General features: G+C 69.8%; 14 protein-coding genes. 11 read left to right on the top strand and 3 right to left on the bottom strand.

Going from position 1 to position 17,978, the window contains the following annotated elements:
- Positions 1-5: 5 nt before the first annotated feature.
- Positions 6-530, bottom strand: coding sequence for an RNA polymerase sigma factor (locus tag AB8810_RS16850; protein ID WP_179570823.1), 525 nt, complete (start codon positions 528-530; stop codon positions 6-8).
- A 223-nt stretch (positions 531-753) separates the two neighbouring features.
- The gene (locus tag AB8810_RS16845; RefSeq protein WP_369914300.1) at positions 754-2,478 is read right to left on the bottom strand and encodes an IlvD/Edd family dehydratase; all 1,725 of its coding nucleotides are present in this window, start codon (positions 2,476-2,478) and stop codon (positions 754-756) included.
- A 174-nt stretch (positions 2,479-2,652) separates the two neighbouring features.
- Here AB8810_RS16845 and AB8810_RS16840 point away from each other — a divergent pair, with 174 nt between their 5' ends.
- Positions 2,653-3,450, top strand: coding sequence for an SDR family NAD(P)-dependent oxidoreductase (locus tag AB8810_RS16840; protein WP_369914299.1), 798 nt, complete (start codon positions 2,653-2,655; stop codon positions 3,448-3,450).
- A gap of 606 nt (positions 3,451-4,056) precedes the next feature.
- On the opposite strand, the gene AB8810_RS16835 is transcribed toward AB8810_RS16840, so the two are convergent.
- Positions 4,057-5,052 (bottom strand): LysR substrate-binding domain-containing protein, encoded by a 996-nt coding sequence (locus tag AB8810_RS16835; RefSeq protein WP_206229867.1) that lies wholly within the window; start codon positions 5,050-5,052, stop codon positions 4,057-4,059.
- A gap of 151 nt (positions 5,053-5,203) precedes the next feature.
- Here AB8810_RS16835 and araD1 point away from each other — a divergent pair, with 151 nt between their 5' ends.
- From araD1 to AB8810_RS16785, 10 genes are all read left to right on the top strand, one after another.
- Positions 5,204-6,211 (top strand): AraD1 family protein, encoded by a 1,008-nt coding sequence (gene araD1, locus AB8810_RS16830; protein WP_369914298.1) that lies wholly within the window; start codon positions 5,204-5,206, stop codon positions 6,209-6,211.
- 17 nt (positions 6,212-6,228) lie between these two features.
- A complete protein-coding gene (locus tag AB8810_RS16825; protein ID WP_369914297.1) occupies positions 6,229-7,668 on the top strand; it encodes an aldehyde dehydrogenase family protein in 1,440 nt (479 codons plus the stop codon).
- 97 nt (positions 7,669-7,765) lie between these two features.
- Positions 7,766-8,758, top strand: a complete 993-nt coding sequence (locus AB8810_RS16820; RefSeq protein ID WP_369914296.1) for an ABC transporter substrate-binding protein — start codon at positions 7,766-7,768, stop codon at positions 8,756-8,758.
- 12 nt (positions 8,759-8,770) lie between these two features.
- Positions 8,771-10,285, top strand: coding sequence for a sugar ABC transporter ATP-binding protein (locus tag AB8810_RS16815; RefSeq protein WP_191824892.1), 1,515 nt, complete (start codon positions 8,771-8,773; stop codon positions 10,283-10,285).
- Positions 10,282-11,337: an ABC transporter permease gene (locus tag AB8810_RS16810; protein ID WP_179570831.1), complete on the top strand. Its 1,056-nt coding sequence runs from the start codon at positions 10,282-10,284 to the stop codon at positions 11,335-11,337. Before AB8810_RS16815 ends, AB8810_RS16810 begins: the two co-directional genes overlap by 4 nt.
- The gene (gene yjfF / locus AB8810_RS16805; RefSeq protein WP_369914295.1) at positions 11,334-12,362 is read left to right on the top strand and encodes a galactofuranose ABC transporter, permease protein YjfF; all 1,029 of its coding nucleotides are present in this window, start codon (positions 11,334-11,336) and stop codon (positions 12,360-12,362) included. Before AB8810_RS16810 ends, yjfF begins: the two co-directional genes overlap by 4 nt.
- Positions 12,359-14,314, top strand: coding sequence for a beta-L-arabinofuranosidase domain-containing protein (locus AB8810_RS16800; RefSeq protein ID WP_369914294.1), 1,956 nt, complete (start codon positions 12,359-12,361; stop codon positions 14,312-14,314). The genes yjfF and AB8810_RS16800 overlap by 4 nt, the downstream gene beginning before the upstream one ends.
- Before the next feature lie 11 nt (positions 14,315-14,325).
- On the top strand, positions 14,326-16,278 hold the full coding sequence (locus AB8810_RS16795) for a glycoside hydrolase family 97 catalytic domain-containing protein (RefSeq protein WP_369914293.1): 1,953 nt from the start codon (positions 14,326-14,328) through the stop codon (positions 16,276-16,278).
- A 208-nt stretch (positions 16,279-16,486) separates the two neighbouring features.
- The gene (locus tag AB8810_RS16790; RefSeq protein ID WP_369914292.1) at positions 16,487-17,107 is read left to right on the top strand and encodes a glutathione S-transferase family protein; all 621 of its coding nucleotides are present in this window, start codon (positions 16,487-16,489) and stop codon (positions 17,105-17,107) included.
- A 98-nt stretch (positions 17,108-17,205) separates the two neighbouring features.
- Positions 17,206-17,925: a hypothetical protein gene (locus AB8810_RS16785; protein ID WP_369914291.1), complete on the top strand. Its 720-nt coding sequence runs from the start codon at positions 17,206-17,208 to the stop codon at positions 17,923-17,925.
- The last annotated feature ends 53 nt before the right edge of the window (positions 17,926-17,978 follow it).

The following is a 17,978-nucleotide window of genomic DNA, read 5'->3' as shown; positions in this document are numbered from 1 at the left end:
CTCGTTCACCAGCTTTCTCCGCTCTCGGCCAGCGCCCGCCGGCACGCCGACAGCCCGCGCACCACGTGCTTCTTGACCATGTGCGCGGACACGCCCATGCGTTCGGCGATCTGCTTGTAGCTGAGGCCGTCGCGGTACTGCATCACCAGCACCGCACGGGTGCGTTCGGGCAAGCCGGCCAGCAGGGCCTGCAGGCGCTGTTGCCGCTGCTGTCGCTGTGCCGTGTCTTCCACGTCGTCCCCTGCGGCCAGCAATTGCGAAAACTGCTCCATCTCGTCGATGCGCAGCGGCGCCTGCTTGCGCCGCGCGGCCTGTTCGCGCGCCAGGTTCAGCGCCACCGTGTACAGGTAGGCCTCGGGATTGGCGATCGCCTCGCCCTGGTGCTGGTGCGCGCGCAGCAGGCGCAGATAGGTTTCCTGCACCATGTCCTCGGCATCCTCGTTGGCGCCGCGACGCACGAAGAAGCCGCGCAGCACCGGACCATGTTCCGCGAACATGCGCGCCCACGCGCGCTTGGGATGTGCCGCCACCGACCTGCCTTGCCCCTTGGATGCGGCGCAGGCTAGAGGCTGCGGATGACGTTTCGGTGACGGGCTGCGTGTCCGATCCTTGGACAGGGCTTTCGCGGAGAAGCCTGATGGCATGCGGCCAGGGCTGTGCCGGATATCGATTTTTGTAGGAGCGGCTTCAGCCGCGACAGGCGCTGTCGGTAAGGCCTGTCGCGGCTGAAGCCGCTCCTACAACAGCGCGGCGCTAGTGCGAATCGCGCGCCACGTCGGCGCCGCTGCCGCCGACCAGGAAATCCAGGTCCGCGCCCAGGTGCGCCTGCTGCACGTGCTCCACGTACAGCTTGCTCCAGCCGCGTAGCGGCGTCGGCAGCGGCGTCCATTCGCTGCGCCGGCGCAGCAGTTCCTCGTCGCTGACCTCCAGGTGCAGCGAGCGCCCGGGCACGTCGAGTTCGATGATGTCGCCGTCGCGCACCAGCGCCAGGGTGCCGCCGGTGGCGGCTTCGGGCGAGGCGTGCAGGACCACGGTGCCGTAGGCGGTGCCGCTCATGCGCGCATCGGAGATGCGCACCATGTCGGTGACGCCGGCGCGCAGCAGTTTCGGCGGCAGCGGCATGTTGCCGACCTCGGCCATGCCCGGGTAGCCGCGCGGGCCGCAGTTCTTCAGCACCATGATGCAGTCGGCATCGATGTCCAGCGCTTCGTCGTCGATGCGCGCCTTCATGTCCTCGATGCTTTCGAACACCACCGCGCGGCCGCGGTGCCGCAGCAGGTGCGGCGAGGCGGCCGAGGGCTTGATCACCGCGCCGTCCGGGGCCAGGTTGCCGCGCAGCACGGCGATGCCGGCCTGTTCGCGGAACGGCGTGTCCAGCGCATGGATCACCTCGCGGTTCCAGCACGGCGCGTCGGCCACGTTCTCGCCGAGGGTGCGGCCGTTGACGGTGCGCGCGTCCAGGTCCAGCTCGGCGCCGAGTTCGCGCATCACCGCCGGCAAGCCGCCGGCGTAGTAGAAATCTTCCATCAGGTACTGGCCGGACGGCTTCAGGTTTACCAGGCACGGCAGCCGCGACCCCAGCTGGTCCCAGTCGTCCAGGCTCAGCGGCACGCCCAGGCGCCCTGCGATGGCGAGCAGGTGGATCACCGCGTTGGTGGAGCCGCCGATCGCCGCGTTGACCTTGATCGCGTTCGCGAACGCGGAGCGGGTCAGCACCTGCGACATGCGCAGGTCTTCCTCGACCATCTGCACGATGCGCCGGCCGCTGAGCCGCGCCAGCCGCGCGCGGCGCGCATCGACCGCGGGAATCGCCGCGTTCTCCGGCAGCGAGATGCCCAGCGCTTCGACCATGCTGGCCATCGTCGAGGCGGTGCCCATGGTCATGCAGCTGCCCTTGGAGCGCTGCATGCAGGCCTCGGCCTCGACGAACTCGTCCTGGCTCAGGGTGCCGGCGCGGACCATCTCCGACATCTGGATCACCCCGGTGCCCGAACCCAGCGGCTGCCCGCGCCAATTGCCGGACAGCGACGGGCCGCCGGACAGGCCGATGGTCGGCAGGTCCACGCTGGCCGCGCCCATCAGCAGCGACGGGGTGGTCTTGTCGCAGCCCATCAGCAGCACCACGCCGTCGAGCGGATTGGCGCGGATCGATTCCTCCACGTCCATGCTGGCCAGATTGCGGAACAGCATCGCGGTGGGCAGCATCTGCGTCTCGCCCAGCGACATCACCGGGAATTCCAGCGGGAAGCCGCCGGCCTCGTAGACGCCGCGTTTGACGTGCTCGGCCAGCTCGCGCAGGTGGCCGTTGCACGGGGTCAGCTCCGACCAGGTGTTGCAGATGCCGATCACCGGGCGCCCGTCGAACATGTCGTGCGGGTGGCCCGCGCTCTTGAGCCAGCTGCGGTAGTAGAAACCCTGCTTGCCTTCGCGACCGAACCACGCCTGGCTGCGGCGGACCGGTTTGGTGGGTGAGCCCATGCTGGCGGAATCCTCGAGACCTGATCGGCCCGGATCGGTGCCTGCGCGGCGTCGCCCCGGGTGCTTTACGTCGGCGATGCTAGCGGGCATATTGATACATGAAAAATAACAAATATCTGACTATGGATATTTGTTTTCATATATCAAAATCTCATCCACCTAGAGCGAAACGGCATGGACAACACGGCAAGCGCGGCGATTCCCGGCACCGGCAACGCAACCTACGGCAGCCTGCACGGACGCCGCGTCTTCATCACCGGCGGCGGGTCGGGCATCGGCGCGGCGCTGGTCGAGGCCTTCGCCGGGCAGGGCGCGCAGGTCGCCTTCGTCGACGTGGCCGCCGAGGCCAGTGCGGCGTTGGCCGAGCGCTTGGCCGCGGCCGGCCTGGCCAGGCCGTGGTGGCGCCGTTGCGACGTCACCGACGTGGCCGCGCTGCAGGCGGCGCTGGGCGAGGCTGCCGCCGAGCTGGGCGATTTCCACGTGCTGCTCAACAACGTCGGCAGCGACGACCGGCACGCGCTGGACGCGGTGACCCCGGAGTACTGGGAGCGTTGCGTGGCGATCAACCAGCGTGCCGCGTTCTTCGCGATCCAGGCGGCGGTGCCGGGCATGAAGCGGCTCGGTGGCGGTTCGATCGTCAATCTCGGTTCCACTGGCTGGCAGACCAAGACCGGTGGCTATCCGGTCTACGCGACCGCCAAGTCGTCGGTGAACGGGCTGACCCGCGGCCTGGCGCGCGAACTGGGCGCGGCGCGGATCCGGGTCAACGTGCTGACCCCGGGCTGGGTGATGACCGAACGCCAGGTCACGCTGTGGCTGGACGAGGCCGGCGAGCGCGAACTGGCGCGCAACCAGTGCCTGCCGGACAAGGTGATGCCGGAGGACATCGCGCGCATGGCGCTGTTCCTGGCCTCGGACGAATCGCGTGCGATCACCGCGCAGGAGTTCGTGGTGGATGGTGGGTGGACCTGAGCGAGCGGGTGCATCGCTGGCATGTCGGGGGAGCTTGGCTCCGCCGATCGTTGAAACGGTCGCGCTTCCAGGCTCCGCTCGTCGCGACTGAAGTCGCTCCCACAAGATGGTCGCGACTGCCTGGCGGGTTGCAGGGTGGGAGGGCTTCGGCTCCGATGGTTTGGCGGCGCGCATGGGCTGCGGCTGCGTTCGGTCGCGGCTGAAGCCGCTCCTACAGGGGGTTGCGGTTGGTCGGCTGGGTGCACTGTGGGAGGGGCTTCAGCCCCGACGGTGTGCGCGGACGGAATGTTTACCACTGCGTTCGGGCGGGGCTGAAGCCGCTCCTACAGGGGCTTGCAGTTGGTCGGCTGGGTGTACTGTGGAAGGGGCTTCAGCCCCGACGGTGTCCGCAGACGGAATGTCTACCGCTGCGTTCGGTCGGGGCTGAAGCCGCTCCTACAGGGGCTTGCGGTTGGTCGGCTGGGTGCACTGTGGGAGGGGCTTCAGCACCGACGGTGTCCGCGGACGGAATGTCTACCGCTGCGTTCGGTCGCGGCTGAAGCCGCTCCTACAGGGGCGTGCGGTTGACCGGCTGGGTGCACTGTAGGAGGGGCTTCAGCCCCGACCTCATCCTTCGGTTCGCGCATCCGCCGGCGCCACCGCATCCTCGGCCGGCGCGACGTAGCCATACACCGGCCCGGCGGCCGCCTGCAGGGCCTGCAGCATGATCCGCGCGCCGGGCGACAGCAGCCAGTCGGTGCGGGTGATGATGCCGAACGCGTCCATCCGGCACGACAGCTCCACCGGCACGATCGCCACGCTGCCGTGGTCGGCGAAATGCCGGGCCACGTCCACCGGCACCACCGCCAGGTAGTCGCCCAGGCGCAGCAACTGCGGCAGCACCACCAGCGCCGAGGTCTCCACCACCCGCTTCGGCGGCTCCAGCCCGGCGTTCTGGAACATCAGCTCGAAGCGGTGGCGCAGCACGCTGCCGTCCGGCGGCACGATCCAGCCGGCGTCGGCCAGTTCGCGCAGCGCCGGCTGCGGCATCGCCAGGATCGGGTGGCCGGGGCGGGCGATCGCGCACACCTCTTCCTCGGCCAGCGCCTGGTAGTGCAGGTTGCGCTTGTCGTGGCGCGCGAACAGCCGCGCCACCACGATGTCGAGCTTGTTCTGCGCCAGTTGCTCCAGCAGCACGTCGCTGCCGTCCACGCGTAGCGCCACGCGCAGCAGCGGATGCTGTTCGGTGACCTGGGCCAGCGCCGCCGGCAGCAGGGTCATCGCCGGCCCGGCGATGGCGCCGACGCTGACGCTGCCGAAATAGCCGGCCTTCAACGCCTCGATCTCGGCGCCGGCCTCGCCCAGGCTGGACAGGGCGATGCGCGCGTGGCGGATCATCGCCTCGCCGTACCAGGTCGGGCGCATGCCGCGCGGCAGCCGCTCGAACAGCGGCACCTCCATCATGTCCTCCAGGTCCTTGAGCAGCTTGGACGCGGCCGGCTGCGACATGTTCAAGGTCTCGGCGGCGCGATGGATGTTGCCTTCCTCCTCGATCGCCAGCAGCAGCATCAATTGCCGGGTCTTCAGGCGGGCGCGGACGAACCAGGGCGTGGCGGCAGGCATGGCGGCCCTATGCATATGAATGTTCGTATACATTAAGCCAAAAACGATATTTGTTGCATATAGGTCATCCGGCCAGAATAGAACCGCATCCGCGGCACCGGCGGTCTGTGCTGCCGCGCGGCTCTTTCGTATTCCGACAGGCGACCGATTCATGCGATTGATCCAACTGCTCGACGAGTCCGGCGTCCCCAGCGTGGGCGCGGTGGCGGCGGACGGCACCCAGGTGCGCCTGCTGCGCGAAGTCGGCTCGACCTATGCGCTGGCCAACGCCGCGCTCGCCGCCGGCCTCGGCCTGGACGACTACGCCACGCATCAACTCGGCGACATCGTGCTCGACTACGCCGAACTGCTGGCGAACCACCGCGTGCTGTCGCCGCTGACCCATCCGGACCCGGCGCACTGCCGCGTCACCGGCACCGGCCTGACCCACCTGGGCAGCGCCGCCACCCGCGACGCGATGCACCAGAACCTGCAGCAGCAGGCCGACCAGGGCACGCTCACCGATTCGATGAAGATCTTCCAGCTCGGCGTGGAAGGCGGCATCCCGCGCGACGGCCAGCCCGGCGCGCAGCCGGAATGGTTCTACAAGGGCGACGGCAGCATCCTGGTCGCGCCGGGCGCACCGCTGCCGTCGCCGGATTTCGCGCTGGACGGCGGCGAGGAGCCGGAGTTGGTCGGGCTGTACGTGATCGGCGCCGACGGCGTGCCGTACCGGCTCGGCTTCGCGCTGGGCAACGAGTTCTCCGACCACGTCACCGAGCGCCAGAACTATCTGTACCTGGCCCATTCCAAGCTGCGCGCCTGCGCGGTCGGGCCGGAGCTGCGCAGCGGCGAACTGCCGCGCGACCTGCGCGGCAGCAGCCGCATCCGCCGCGGCGATGCGGTGATCTGGGAGAAGCCCTTCGTCACCGGCGAGGCCAACATGTGCCATTCGCTGGCCAATCTGGAATACCACCATTTCAAGTACGCCGCGCATCGCGTGCCCGGCGACGTGCACCTGCACTTCTTCGGCACCGCCACGCTGAGCTTCGCCGACGGCGTGCAGGCCGAGCCGGGCGACCGCTTCGAGATCGAACTGCCGGAGCTGGGCGCGGCCCTGGTCAATCCGCTGCAGCGGGTGTCGGCCGGGTTCGAACTGGGCGGCGTGCGCGCGCTGTAACCGAACAGGAGAACGGCATGAGCCAACGTTTCCAGAGCTATATCGACGGCCAGTGGGTGGCCGGCAGCGACATCGCAGCGGACGAGAACCCATCCGACCTGTCCGCGCCGGTCGGCGAGGTCGGCAGCGTCGACGCCGACGCGGTGCGCGGCGCGATCGCCGCGGCCAACGCGGCGCAGGCCAAGTGGGCGGCGAGCACGCCGCAGCAGCGCGCCGACGCACTCGACTTCGTCGGCAGCGAGATCCTGGCGCGCAAGCAGGAACTGGGCACTCTGCTGGCGTCCGAAGAAGGCAAGACTCTGCCGGAGAGCATCGGCGAGGCCGCGCGCGCCGGGCAGATCTTCAAGTTCTTCGCCGGCGAGGCGCTGCGCATTCCCGGCGAAAAGCTCGCCTCCACCCGCCCCGGAGTGGACGTGGAGATCACCCGCGAGCCGGTCGGCACGGTCGGCATCATCGCGCCGTGGAATTTCCCGCTGGCGATCCCGGCGTGGAAGATCGCCCCGGCGCTGGCCTACGGCAACACCGTGGTGTTCAAGCCGGCCGAGATCGTGCCCGGCTGCGCCTGGGCGCTGGCCGAGATTCTCAGCCGCGCCGGCCTGCCCAGCGGCGCGTTCAACCTGGTGATCGGCAGCGGCCGCACCGTCGGCCAGGCGCTGGTCGAGGACCGCGGCATCGATGCGCTGAGCTTCACCGGCTCGGTGCCCACCGGCAACCACCTGCTCAAGCAGGCCGCCGCGCGCGGCTTGAAGATCCAGCTGGAAATGGGCGGCAAGAATCCGCTGGTGGTGCTGGCCGATGCGGACCTGGACCTGGCGGTGGAGATCGCGGTCAACGGCGCCTACTTCTCCACCGGCCAGCGCTGCACCGCGTCCAGCCGCCTGATCGTGGAGCGCGCGGTCTACGACGACTTCGTCGCGCGCGTGAGCAAGCGCCTGGCCACGCTGAAGATCGGCCATGCGCTGACCCCGGGCATCGATATCGGCCCGGTTGCCAGCGCCAGCCAGTTCGCGCAGGACCGCGACTACGTGCGCATCGCCCAGGAAGAAGGCGCCGAGCTGGTGTACGGCGGCGACGCACTGGAATGCGAGCACCAGGGCCACTACATGCGCCCGGCGCTGATCGCCGCGCAGCCGCAGCACCGCATCGCGCGCGAGGAAGTGTTCGGCCCGGTCGCGGCGGTGATGCCGGCCGACGACTACGAGCACGCGCTGGCGCTGGCCAACGACACCGAATTCGGCCTGTGCGCCGGCATCGCCACGCGCTCGCTGCAGCACGCCACGCATTTCAAGCGGCACGCGCAGGCCGGCATGGTGATGGTCAACCTGCCGACCGCCGGGGTCGATCCGCACGTGCCGTTCGGCGGGCGCAAGGCCTCCAGCTATGGCCCGCGCGAGCAGGGCCGCTATGCGGTGGAGTTCTATACGACGGTCAAGACGGCCTATACATTCGCGGGATGAACTGATCGATCCATTCGCGCGCCTGCCTGGGAGGGTGGGCGGCCGCCGCGGCCCGAACGCCGCGCGACCGCCAGCGTGCAACGAACGAGGAGGGGTTATGCAGAAGTCAGGTGTGCGTGCGGCGGTGCTGGGGATGGCGGTACTGCTGGGCGCGGCGTTGAGTGCGTGTTCCGGCGGCGGCAAGGATGCGGCCGGCAAGCCGGGCCAGATCACCGTGGGCTTCAGCCAGGTCGGCGCCGAGAGCGAGTGGCGCACCGCCAATACCGCCTCGGTCAAGCAGGCGATCGAGCAGGCGGGGATGAAGCTGAAATTCTCCGACGCGCAGCAGAAGCAGGAGAACCAGATCAAGGCGCTGCGCTCGTTCATCGCCCAGCGCGTGGACGTGATCGCGTTCTCGCCAGTGGTCGAATCCGGCTGGGAAACCGTGCTGCGCGAAGCCAAGGCGGCGAACATCCCGGTGGTGCTGACCGACCGCGCGGTCAAGGTGTCCGACGACAGCCTGTACACCACGCTGATCGGTTCGGATTTCGTCGAGGAAGGACGCAAGGCCGGGCGCTGGCTGCTCGAACAGTCGCCGTTGAAGGATGGCGACAAGCCGGTGCGCATCGTCGAACTGCAGGGCACGGTGGGTTCGGCGCCGGCGATCGACCGGATGAAGGGCTTCAAGGAGATCATCGCGGCCAACCCGCGCTTCCAGGTGGTGCGCTCGCAGAGCGGCGACTTCACCCGCGCCAAGGGCAAGGAAGTGATGGAGGCGTTCCTGAAGTCGGAAGGGCGCAACATCGACGTGCTGTACGCGCACAACGACGACATGGCGATCGGCGCGATCCAGGCGATCGAGGAAGCCGGGCTGAAGCCGGGCAAGGACATCCTGGTGATCTCCATCGACGGGGTGAAGGGCGCGTTCGAGGCGATGCAGGCCGGCAAGCTCAACGTCACCGTGGAATGCAATCCGCTGCTCGGCCCGCAACTGGTGCAGGCGATCCGCGACGTCAAGGCCGGCAAGGCGTTGCCCAAGCGCATCGTGGTCGAGGAATCGGTCTACACCCAGGAGCAGGCCGCCGCCGAGCTGCCCAAGCGCAAGTACTGACGGAGCCTGCCGATGACGCCGGTGGTGCTGCACGCGCAGGGACTGAGCAAGGCCTACGCCGGCGTCGCCGCGCTGGACGACGTGGCGCTGTGCCTGCGCCGCGGCGAGATCCACGCGCTGATGGGCCAGAACGGCGCCGGCAAATCGACCCTGATCAAACTGCTGACCGGCGCGGTCGCCGCCGATGCCGGGCGCATGGCGCTGGGCGGCGACGCGATTGCGCCGAACTCGCCGCTGCAGGCGCAGCAGCTGGGCATCAGCACCGTGTACCAGGAAGTGAACCTGTGCCCGAACCTGTCGGTGGCCGAGAACATCTTCGCCGGCCGCTATCCGTTGAAGGGCTGGCCGCGGCGCATCGACTGGCGCCGGGTCGAGGGCGAGGCGCGCGAGTGCCTGCAGCGGCTGGGCGTGGACATCGACGTGCGCCGCGCGCTGTCCGCCTATCCGGTGGCGGTGCAGCAGATGGTGGCGATCGCACGCGCGCTGAGCGTGTCGGCGCGGGTGCTGATCCTCGACGAACCCACCTCCAGCCTCGACGAAGGCGAGGTCGCCGAACTGTTCCGGGTGATGCGCGGCCTGCGCGAGCAGGGCATGGCGATCCTGTTCGTGACCCATTTCCTCGACCAGGTGTACGCGGTGTCCGACCGCATCAGCGTGCTGCGCAACGGCCGCCTGGTCGGCGAATACCTGGCCGCGGACCTGCCGGCGCCGCGGCTGATCGCGGCGATGGTCGGGCGCGAACTGGACGTGGCCGCCGCGGCCGCGGCGGCGGTGGACGCCGCGCCGCCCGAAGCCGCGCCGGTGCTGCTGCAGGCGCAGGGCCTGGGCCGGCGCGGCCAGCTGCACCCGATCGACCTGCAGCTGCGCCGCGGCCAGGTGCTGGGCCTGGCCGGCCTGCTCGGCGCCGGCCGCACCGAACTGGCGCGGCTGCTGTTCGGCCTGGACCGCGCCGATTGCGGCCGCGTCTCCATCGACGGCCATGACGTGGCGCTGCGCGGCCCACCCGACGCGATCCGCCACGGCCTGGCGCTGTGCCCGGAAGAGCGCAAGACCGACGGCATCGTCGCCGAGCTGTCGGTGCGCGAGAACATCGTGCTGGCGCTGCAGGCGCGCATGGGCCTGCGCCGGTTCCTGCCGCTGGCCGAGCAGGTGCGCATCGCGCAGGGCTACGTGGACGCGCTGGGCATCAAGACCGCCAGCGTGGAGACGCCGGTCGGCCTGCTGTCCGGCGGCAACCAGCAGAAAGTGGTGCTGGCGCGCTGGCTGGCGACGCGGCCGCGACTGCTGATCCTCGACGAACCCACCCGCGGCATCGACATCGCCGCCAAGCAGGACATCATGACCCGGATCCTGGCGCTGGCCCGCGAGGGCATGGCGGTGCTGTTCATTTCCGCCGAGGTCGCCGAGATCGAGCGCATCGCCGACCGCATCGCGGTGCTGCGCGAACGCCGCCTGGTCGGCGAACTGCCCGGCGGCTGCGGCGAGCGCGCGGTGTTCGACCTGATTGCCGGGAGCGCGGCGGCATGAGCGCGGCGGCCACCCGATCGCCCAGCGCGCCGCGGCTGCCGGCGCGCATCGCCGCCCACCCGCTGTTCTGGCCGCTGGCAACGCTGGCGCTGCTGCTGCTCGGCAACGGCCTGTGGAATCCCGGTTTCCTGGCGCTGCAATGGCGCGACGGGCACCTGTACGGCAACCTGGTGGACATTGGCAACCGCGCCGCGCCGCTGGCATTGGTGGCGCTGGGCATGACCCTGGTGATCGCGGTGCGCGGCCTGGACATCTCGGTCGGCGCGGTGGTGGCGATCGCCGCGACGGTGGCGGCATGGATGATCGGCGGCGGCGAGCACAGCCGCTTTCCGCTGTGGGCGGTGATCGTGGCGCCGTTGTTGGTCGCCGCCGCGTGCGGGCTGTGGAACGGCCTGCTGGTGGTCAAGGTCGGCATGCAGCCGATCATCGCCACGCTGATCCTGATGGTGGCCGGACGCGGCGTGGCGCAGCTGATCGGCGACGGCCAGATCCTGACCATCTACTACCCGCCGTACTTCTACCTCGGCAACGGCTTCCTGCTCGGCCTGCCGTTCGCGCTGTTCGTGGTGGCCGCGGTGTTCGTGGTGTTGCAACTGCTGCTCGGGCGCACCGCGCTGGGCCTGTTCGTGCGCGCGATCGGGCACAACCCGCGCGCGGCGCGGGTGGCCGGGGTCAAGGCGCGGCTGATCGCGGTGCTGCTGTACGTGTTCTGCGCGTTCAGCGCCGGCCTGGCCGGGCTGCTGATCAGTTCCAACGTCAAGAGCGCCGACGCCAACAACGCCGGCCAGCTGATGGAACTGGACGCGATCCTGGCGGTGACGCTGGGCGGCACGCTGCTCGACGGCGGCCGCTTCAGCCTGGCCGGCAGCCTGATCGGCGCGCTGATCATCCAGACCCTGACCGCGACGATCTACGCGATCGGCGTGCCGGCGCAGGTCAACATGCTGATCAAGGCGCTGCTGGTGTTCGCGGTGATGCTGCTGCAATCGCCGCAGTTCCGCGCCAGCGTGCGCGGCTGGGTGCGGCGTCCCGAGCCGGGAGCGGGGCGATGAGCGCAGCCGGCGTACCGGTCCAGAACGCGCGCGGCCTGCGCCGCGCCGGCACGCTGCTGCACGGCGCGCGCCTGCCGCTGGCGATCACCGTGGCCCTGTTCGTGGCCATGGCCGGCGCCGGCGGCGCGCTCTACGACGGCTTCCTGTCGCCGCAGGTGTTCGCCAATCTGCTGATCGACAACGCCTTCCTGTGCATCGCCGCGGTCGGCATGACGTTCGTGATCCTGAGCGGCGGCATCGACCTGTCGGTGGGCGCGGTGATCGCCTTCACCACGGTGCTGTCGGCGTCGCTGGTGCAGCACCACGGCTGGTCGCCGCTGGCGGCGATCCCGCTGGTGCTGCTGCTCGGTGCGCTGTTCGGCGCGTTCATGGGCATGCTGATCCAGCGCTATCGGCTGCAGCCGTTCGTGGTGACCCTGGCCGGCATGTTCCTGGCGCGCGGCGCCAGCTACCTGATCAGCGTCGATTCGATCCCGATCGACGATGCGCTGTACGTGGCCATCGCCCAGTTCCGCGTGCCGATCGGCGCCGGCGCCTCGCTGTCGATCGGCGCGCTGATCGCGCTGGCCACGGTGGCGCTGGGCATGTGGCTGGCGCACAGCACGCGTTTCGGCCGCGGCGTGTACGCGCTGGGCGGCAGCGAAGCCTCGGCGCGGCTGATGGGCCTGCCGGTGGCCGCGACCCAGGTCAAGGTCTACGCCTTCAGCGGGTTCTGCTCGGCGCTGGCCGGGGTGGTGTGCACGTTCTACATGCTGTCCGGTTACAGCCTGCATGCGTTGGGCCTGGAACTGGATGCGATCGCCGCGGTGGTGATCGGCGGCACCTTGCTGGCCGGCGGCAGCGGCTACGTGATCGGCACGCTGTTCGGCGTGCTGATCCTGGGCGTGATCCAGACCCTGATCGTGTTCGACGGCACGCTCAGCTCGTGGTGGACACGCATCGTGATCGGCGCGCTGCTGCTGGTGTTCTGCCTGCTGCAGCGCTTGTTGACCCGGCGCACGCCGGATTCGGGAGCGGACGCATGACGGAGCATGAAGAGGCGGGCCTGGCCTGCACACGGCGCGATTTCCTGCACTACGGCGGCGCCTCGCTGGCCGCGCTGGGTGTGCTGGCGCAGGGCGAGGCGCTGGCCGTGACGCCATCGGCTGCGCCGGCCGCCGCGAAACGGCAGCCAGCGGTGCAATTGCGCGAGCAGCCGTTCGCGATGGGCCAGGTGCAACTGCTCGACGGCCCGTTCCTGCAGGCGCGCGAGCGCGACCGCCGTTACCTGATGTCGATTCCCAACGATCGCCTGCTGCACAATTTCCGGCTTGCCGCAGGACTGGACTCGCACGCCGAGCCGCTGGGCGGCTGGGAATCGCCGCACTGCGAAATCCGCGGGCATTTCTCCGGTGGCCACTATCTGTCGGCCTGCGCGCTGCTGTACGCGGCGACCGGCGACGCGGCGCTGAAGGACAAGGCGGATGCGCTGGTCGCCGAGCTGGCGCGCTGCCAGCGCGCGGACGGCTACCTCGGCGCATACCCGTCCTCGTTCTACGACCGGCTCGGCCGCCGCGAGGAGGTGTGGGTGCCGATCTACACCGCGCACAAGATCCTCGCCGGGCACCTGGACATGGCCCGCCATGCCGGCAACGCACAGGCGCTGCGCACCGCGCAGCGCTTCGCCGACTGGCTGGGCGCGTGGATGGACGGCTTCGACGACGCGCAGTGGCAGCGCATCCTCGGCGTGGAGTTCGGCGGCGTGCACGAGTCGCTGCTGGAGCTGTACCTGCTCAGCGGCGACGACAAGTACCGGCGCTGGGCCGCGCGCTACGAGCAGGCATCGCTGCTAGAGCCGCTGGCGCAGGGCCGCGACGCGCTGGCCGGGTTGCATGCCAACACCCAGATCCCGAAGATCGTCGCCGCCGCGCGCGCCTACGAGATCGGCGGCGAGCCGCGCCAGCGCCAGATCGCCGAATTCTTCTGGCGCACCGTCAGCGGCCACCATGCCTATTGCACCGGCGGCACCAGCGACTTCGAGATGTTCGGCAAGCCGGACCACTTCGCCGGGCGCCTGAGCGGGCACAGCCACGAGTGCTGCTGCAGCTACAACATGCTCAAGCTGACCCGGCACCTGTACACCTGGCAGCCGGACGCGGCGCTGATGGATTACTACGAGCGCGTGCTGTTCAACGCGCGCCTGGGCACCCAGGACGAGGCCGGCATGATGATGTATTTCGTGCCGATGGATGCCGGGTACTGGAAGCTCTACAACACCCCGTTCGCTTCGTTCTGGTGCTGCACCGGCACCGGCGTGGAGGAGTTCGCCAAGAGCAACGACAGCATCTACTTCCGCGACGATGCCGGCCTCACCGTCAACCTGTTCATCGCCTCGCAGCTGGACTGGCCAGAGCGCGGCATGCGCGTGGTCCAGCGCACGCGCTTCCCGCAGCAGGAAGGCACCGCGCTCGAGTTCCAGTGCAAGCGCGCGCAGCAGATGACGCTGCGCCTGCGCATCCCGTACTGGGCCACGCAGGGCGTGCGCCTGCGCATCAACGGCAAGGCGCAGGCGGTCAAGGCGACCCCGGGCAGCTATCTGGCGCTGGAGCGCCGTTTCGCCGACGGCGACCGCATCGAACTGGACCTGCCGATGGCGCTGCACGCCGCGCCGCTGCCCGACGAACCCAGCCTGCAGGCGATGATGTACGGCCCGCTGGTGCTGGCCGCGCAACTGGGCAGCGACGGCATCGATCCGGCGCAGCTGCACGTGTCCGACCAGCGGCCGTCGTTGAACAGGATCGTCGGCCGCCAGTTGCCGGCGGTGTATTTCGCGCCGGAACAGCTGTGGGCGCGCAAGCGCGAGGGCCAGGAACTGGTGTTCGAGGCCGACGGACTGCAGGGCCCGCTGACCCTGGTGCCGTTCTACCGCATCGCCCACGAGCGCTATGCGGTCTATTGCCGAGCGAGGCCGGTATGGGAAAAGAATCCGCAGTTCTGAGCCGCTGGCGCATGGCGTCGGCGGTCCTCGTCGCGGCATGCGCGTTGCTGTGCGCGCTGCCGGCGCCGGCCGCCGAGCGCATGGTCGGCGAGGTGGCCAGTCCGGACGCGACGCTGCGCGCTCAGCTGAGCCTGGACGAGGCCGGCACCGCGCACTACCGCGTGCTGCGCGACGGGCGCGAGGTGCTGCTGCGCTCGCGCCTGGGCCTGGTCCGCGACGATGCCGATTTCTCCAAGGGCCTGCGCCTGCTCGAGGTGTCGCCCGTCGCGACGGTGCACGACCGTTACGAACTGCTCACCGGCAAGCGGCGCATCAACGACTACCGCGCCAACCGCCGGGTGTTCTCCTGGCGCGGCGCCAACGGCGAGCGCCTGCAGATCGAATTCCAGGTCTCCGACGACGGCGTCGCATTCCGCTACGACTTCCCGCAGCGCGACCCGACGATCCGCGAGCTGCGCGAGGACGCCACCACGTTCCGCTTCGCCGCCGCCACGCGCGCCTGGCTGCAGCCGATGTCGCCGGCCAAGACCGGATTCGGCAGGACCAATCCCTCCTACGAGGAGTACTACCTGCAGGACATCGGCGTCGGCACGCCGTCGCCGCTCGCGGCCGGCTGGGTGTATCCGGCCCTGTTCCGCCATGCGGCGGACTGGGTCCTGCTCAGCGAGGGCTCGCTCGGCCGCGGCCATGCCGGCAGCCGCCTGCGCGATGTCGCCGACGTGCCCGGCGAGTACGCGATCGGCATGCCCGATCCGCGCGAGGTGCTGCCCGGCGGCGCCGCGAATCCGCGCTTCGCGCTGCCGTGGCGCTCGCCGTGGCGCATCGTCGCGGTCGGCAGCCTGAAGACCATCGCCGAGTCCACGCTCGGCACCGACCTGGCCGATCCGCCCGCGGCAGCGCCGGTCGCGCCGCCGCAGCCGGGCAAGGCGTCGTGGAGCTGGCCGCTGCTCGGCGATGGCGCCACCACCTTCGCCGTGCAGAAGCGCTACATCGACTTCGCCGCGCGCATGGGCTGGCGCTACACCTTGATCGACGCCCTGTGGGACACGCAGATCGGCGAGGACAAGCTGCGCGAGCTGATCGACTACGCGCGCGGCAAGCAGGTGGCCATCCTGCTCTGGTACAACTCGGCCGGCAGCTGGAACGACGCGCCGCAGACCCCGCGCGACCGCATGCTGACCCACGCCAGCCGCATCCGCGAGTTCGAACGGCTCAAGGCGATGGGCGTGGCCGGGGTGAAGATCGACTTCTTCGGCGGCGACGGGCAGTCGATGATCGGCTACTACCTGGACATCATGCAGGACGCCGCGCCGTACGGGCTGATGCTCAACTTCCATGGCGCCACCTTGCCGCGCGGCTGGCAGCGCACCTGGCCGGACCTGATGACGATGGAGGCGGTGCGCGGGCTGGAATTCGCCACCTTCGAGCAGGTCAATGCCGACCAGGTGCCGGCGCATGCGGCGATGCTGCCGTTCGCGCGCAACGTGTTCGACCCGATGGACTTCACCCCGCTGGCCCTGGTCAAGCTCAACGACAAGGTGCAGCGCCGCACCACGCCGGGTTTCGAGCTGGCCGAGACGGTGCTGTTCGTGTCCGGCATCCAGCATTACGCCGAGACGCCAGAGAATCTGGAAAAGGCCGCGCCGGAAGTGCAGGCGCTGCTACGCGAACTGCCCTCGGTGTGGGACGACAGCCGCTATGTGGACGGCTATCCCGGGCGCTTCGCGGTGTTCGCGCGGCGCGGCGGCACGCGCTGGTACGTGGCCGGCATCAATGCCGACGCGCAACCGCGCACGCTGCGCCTGAACCTGGCGGAGCTGGGGGTGGCCGGCCGTGGTGCACGCCTGATCGTCGATGGCGACGGCCCGCTGGGGCTGGCCAGCCGGCGTATCGAAGTGGGGCCGACGCAAAACGTCGAGGTGGCGTTGCCGGCGCGCGGCGGTTTCGTGCTGCAGTTCGACTGAGCGCGCCTGCGCTTGCCGCGTGCAGGGGCGGGCACGGCCGCAACGGTGCCTGCGCATAGCGATGGCGCGGGATTGCCGATGCCGCGCTGGCCGCCAAGGCTGAATCCGCGCCATTGCGGCGGCGGCACGACCGCCGCACTCGCACGCATCGGCATCGCAGCGGCGGATGCGGCAGCATAGAATTGGCGCTCGCGACAGGAGCGCCGTCATGCTGAAGATCTGGGGCCGACACAATTCGAGCAACGTGCGCAAAGTGCTGTGGTGCGCCGAGGAAATCGGCGTGGCGTACGAGTCGATCGAGGTCGGCGGCGCGTTCGGCAAGACCGCCGATCCGGCCTACCGCGCATTGAATCCCAACGGCCTGGTGCCGGCGATCGAGGACCACGGCCTGGCGCTGTGGGAATCCAACGCCATCGTGCGCTACCTGGCCGCGCGCTATGCGCAGGGCACGCTGTACCCTGAAGATCCGGCCGCGCGCGCGCTCGGCGACAAGTGGATGGACTGGACCACGTCGACCTTCGCCGGTCCCTTCCGCGATCTGTTCTGGGGCACGCTGCGCACCGCGCCCGAAGCGCGCGACGAGGCTAAGATCGCCGCCGCATTGGCGCGTTGCGGCGAATTGCTGGGCATGGCCGATGCGGCGCTGGCGCAGCAGCCGTGGCTGTCGGGCGCGCAGTTCGCGATGGGCGACATCCCGCTGGGCAGCTTCGCCTACGCCTGGTTCGAGATGCCGATCGACCGGCCGGCGCTGCCGCACCTGCAGGACTGGTACCGGCGCCTGCAACTGCGTCCGGCCTACCGCAAGGGCGTGATGACGCCGCTGACCTGAGTATGGTGTGGCCTGCGGCCAGCGCTGCCGTACCCGTTTCGCTGCAGCGGCCATTCCGCTCGCGCGTATCCGCTACCTGACGGCAAGGAGCCGCCACCTTGATCGACATCCCGAAAATCGTGTTGTGCATTCCCGGCCCATGGCAGGACCGCTCGGATCTGGTTGCGCGCATCGTCCGCGACAGCGGCGGTTACCTTTTTGCCGGGCGGGTCCTGCTGCACACGGAAAGCGGCGACGCCTTCGAACTGCAATACGAGCCGCGCGACCCACGCATGGCGGACGCGTTCGCTGCCGCCGGGCCGCATTGGTTCGATTCCGACGACATGGCGCGCATCCACGCGCATGCCTCGGTCGTGTACCTGATCGGCGCTGGCGGTTCCCGGGCGCGCGCCGAGGCGATGATGCTGGCGGCCCAAGGGTTGCTGGATGCGGGCGGCCTGGGAGTGAAGGTCGAGAGCAGCGGCGTCGCGCACGGTCCGGGGGCGTGGCGCCAGCTGTGCGCGGACCTGGGCTTTTTCAGCGCCCATCGCGCCTATGTGTTGAACCTCACCGGCGAGCAGGTCCATTCCTGCGGCATGCACCATTTCGGCATGAAGGACGCGATCGTCGCGGCGCAGGCGGCAGACGACCCGGTCGCGCTGCTGCACACCTTCACCTGGTATCTGTTCACCGAAGCGCCGGAGATGCGCGAGGGCCACACCTTCGCCGTGGCGGAGGACGCGCCGCGCTACCGGCTCGACGCCGAACCCAGCACGCAGTTCCAGCCCGGCGACCTGTTCGCCAATCCCTACGGTTTGTGGCGGCTGACGCCGCTGTAAGCGGCCGGCACGGCTGCGCGGCACGCTCGCACGTGTTGTTGGCGCCGGACGCG

This window comes from Xanthomonas sp. NCPPB 3005, from assembly GCF_041228095.2.
In the GTDB taxonomy this organism is placed as follows: Bacteria; Pseudomonadota; Gammaproteobacteria; order Xanthomonadales; family Xanthomonadaceae; genus Xanthomonas_A; species Xanthomonas_A bonasiae.
This window is presented reverse-complemented; position numbering and strand designations above follow the sequence as displayed.